We start from the raw sequence: 3,043 nt of genomic DNA, 5'->3' as shown, positions 1-3,043 counted from the left end.
AATTATTTTTAATGCCATATCATAATTTTTAGGATATAATCATATATATTTCGATTATCGAATGAAATTTGAGGGGAAATTTGGATATGTGGCGAAACAAAAATGTCTGGATCATTTTATGTGGGGAATTAATCGCTGGGTTTGGGTTGTGGATGGGTATTATTGGAAACCTTGAATTTATGCAGGAAAAGGTGCCATCGGATTTTATGAAGTCCGTTATTTTGGCGATCGGGTTATTAGCCGGTATACTGGCTGGTCCCATTGCAGGAAGGATTACGGACCAAAAGAGGAAGAAAACGGTGATGATCTATGCAGGTCTAGGGAGAATGGTGAGTGTACTCTTTATGTTTTTTGCATTGCAAACCGGCTCCATTCTTTGGCTTATAGTCTTTGTCATTAGTATTCAGATTGCCGCTTCATTCTATTTCCCGGCGCTTCAAGCAGCCATTCCTTTAATTGTGGATGGAAAAGATTTATTGAGAATGAACGGAGTCCATATGAATGTAGCCACGATTGCCCGGATTTTAGGTACATCCTTAGCAGGCATTCTGCTAGTAGCTATGTCGTTGTTTATGTTATATCTTTCATCATTTATTGCTTATTTCTTCCTATTCGTATTTACCTTATTTTTAAAAATTGAAGAACCGGTTAAGCAGAAAAACATGAGCACGTCCAAGTCAAAGGGAAGCTTTAAAGAGGTATTACCTGTCATTAAAGGGCTGCCGATCGTATTAATGACACTTGTCCTAGCACTTGTACCGCTGTTATTCTTAGGCGGCTTTAACCTTCTAGTAATAAAAATAAGTGAATTTCATGATGATCAAATGCTGAAGGGGATTATTTATTCGGCTGAAGGGATTGCCTTTATGATAGGGGCTTTTGCCGTGAAGAAAATGAGTGATCGCTGGTCACCTTATAGCATTATGTTTTTCTTCTCGCTTATTGTAGGATTTGCACAAGTTTCATTATTCTTTGTAGATTCAAAAATAGTGACGGTTACAGCCTTCGCGGTTGTTGGTTTTTCAGTTGGCTGTTTTTATCCTACTGCTGCGACCATTTTTCAAACAAGAATGCCAAAAGAATTCCATGGACGCTTTTTCTCTTTCCGCAGTATGTTAGACCGAGTGATGTTCCAGGTCGTCCTTCTAGGAACAGGATTTTTACTGGATTTAGTTGGGCTGCAGATGATGGTAGTGATTTTCGGAATCATTTCTGCAGGATTGACCGTTTATTTCTATCTTCAGTTTAAGCGTCATATCGGTCGTGAAAACCAGAAAAAAGCCGTTTCCTTTTAATAACTGTTTACTCGCATAATGGGCGTATGTTTGGAAACTCTATAGATGTAATTTAGTCATAGAGGGGAGTGTGCGCGCATGCTAAAGCGAAAGTTAGATCAAGCAAAGGAACAGCAGCGGGTAGTGGAAGCTCAAGACCAATTCGGCCATTTTGGCAAGACAGATACGGAGTTTTCCTTAGAGGAAGGCGTACAACAGGCGATAGCCAAAAGCCAGGCTTACCAGGCGCAAAACCAACAGCCAACCTATGAGCCAAATAAACCTTTTTAGAATAATCTGCAGTCAGGCGGGAGTAAACTACTCTCGTCTATTTTTTTGCGGTATGATAATAGAAAGTAAAGAAAGGAGCTGATTTGGAATGTCAGAAAAACTAGAGCTGGCAACGTTTGCTGGAGGCTGCTTTTGGTGCATGGTATCACCATTTGATGAGCAGCCGGGGATTAGGGAGGTCATTTCAGGCTACACGGGCGGTCATAAGGAAAATCCAACTTATGAAGAGGTTTGCTCCGATACAACTGGACACTATGAAGCAGTCCAAATTACATTCGATCCTGCCATTTTCCCGTATAAAAAATTACTTGACCTGTTTTGGCAGCAAATTGACCCAACCGATGAGGGAGGGCAGTTCAATGATCGTGGGCTATCCTATCGTACGGCGATTTTTTATCATAATGAAGAGCAAAGGGATATGGCCGAAGCCTCAAGAAAAGAATTAGCTGAGAGCGGCCGTTTTCAAAAACCAATCGCAACTGGAATTTTGCCGGCCAGCCGTTTTTACAATGCGGAGGATAAGCATCAAGATTATTATAAAAAGAACCCGCTTCACTATAATCTTTATAAAGAAGGGTCTGGCCGTGCGCGATTTATACGCGAGAACTGGAAAAGCCGTAAAAGTGAAGAACAATTGAGGAAGGAGTTAACTCCAATTCAATATGAAGTAACACGAAATAACGCGACTGAGCCTCCGTTCCATAACGAATTTTGGGACCATACGGAAGAGGGCATCTACGTAGATATTATTTCAGGCGAGCCGCTGTTTAGTTCGAAGGATAAATACGATGCCGGCTGCGGCTGGCCAAGCTTTACGAAGCCATTGCGAAGAACAGAAATTGAGGAAAAATTTGATGGCTCTTACGGAATGAGAAGAATAGAGGTCCGTTCAAAAACATCCGAATCCCATTTGGGTCATGTCTTCGATGATGGACCTGGTCCCGACCATGCGCGGTATTGTATAAACTCTGCTGCACTGCGATTTATTCCTAAGAACAAGCTTGCGGATGAAGGGTATGGAGAGTATTTGAAGTTATTTGAACATCATTAATATATATGATGTTTGTTAAAGGGAACAAAGACAGGGTTAGCATACTCATGTCTTTGTTCCTAGCTTTTTATTTCCTTAGTATTGCTAATCGATAAGGGGAAAGCTTTGCTTCCATAATTCCATTTTTAACAGCAGGATCATTTTCCATAAGCTCTATTGCTTCTTCTTCTGTATCTACTTCCAAAATAACTAGCCCTAGTGGGTCAGTATCTAATGTTCTGCCTGCTAATATGAGTTTCCCTTCCTTTTCTAAGTTTTGTAAAACCTCAAAATGCTCCTGAACAATGTTATTCTCCTTGTCAGTCCAATTGTCTTCATCTAATAATGATGGAATGAGCTTAAGTTGATATAGAAATTGTAATTTTTTCATGAAAAATATCTCCTTTTTTATTTAATTATTCAAGATGCAGATCTGATTTCTTATTAC

General features: G+C 40.1%; 4 protein-coding genes. 3 read left to right on the top strand and 1 reads right to left on the bottom strand.

Features of this window, described 5'->3' with window-relative positions:
• Window positions 1-86: 86 nt before the first annotated feature.
• The 3 genes from V7149_RS06350 to msrA all read left to right on the top strand — a co-directional run bounded on the left by V7149_RS06350 (window position 87) and on the right by msrA (window position 2,616).
• Window positions 87-1,295 carry an MFS transporter gene (locus V7149_RS06350; RefSeq protein WP_335344810.1) on the top strand — a complete coding sequence of 403 codons (1,209 nt, stop codon included), beginning with the start codon at window positions 87-89 and terminating at the stop codon, window positions 1,293-1,295.
• A gap of 78 nt (window positions 1,296-1,373) precedes the next feature.
• Window positions 1,374-1,565, top strand: coding sequence for a hypothetical protein (locus tag V7149_RS06345; protein WP_335344809.1), 192 nt, complete (start codon window positions 1,374-1,376; stop codon window positions 1,563-1,565).
• A gap of 88 nt (window positions 1,566-1,653) precedes the next feature.
• A complete protein-coding gene (gene msrA, locus V7149_RS06340) occupies window positions 1,654-2,616 on the top strand; it encodes a peptide-methionine (S)-S-oxide reductase MsrA (protein WP_335344808.1) in 963 nt (320 codons plus the stop codon).
• A 67-nt stretch (window positions 2,617-2,683) separates the two neighbouring features.
• On the opposite strand, the gene V7149_RS06335 is transcribed toward msrA, so the two are convergent.
• Window positions 2,684-2,986, bottom strand: a complete 303-nt coding sequence (locus V7149_RS06335; protein WP_335344807.1) for a YciI family protein — start codon at window positions 2,984-2,986, stop codon at window positions 2,684-2,686.
• Window positions 2,987-3,043 lie beyond the last annotated feature (57 nt).

Source organism: Bacillus sp. JJ1503, assembly GCF_036965125.1.
Classification (GTDB): Bacteria; Bacillota; Bacilli; order Bacillales; family Cytobacillaceae; genus Cytobacillus.
The sequence above is the reverse complement of the archived record's forward strand: the minus strand, read 5'-3'. Positions and strand labels throughout refer to the sequence as shown.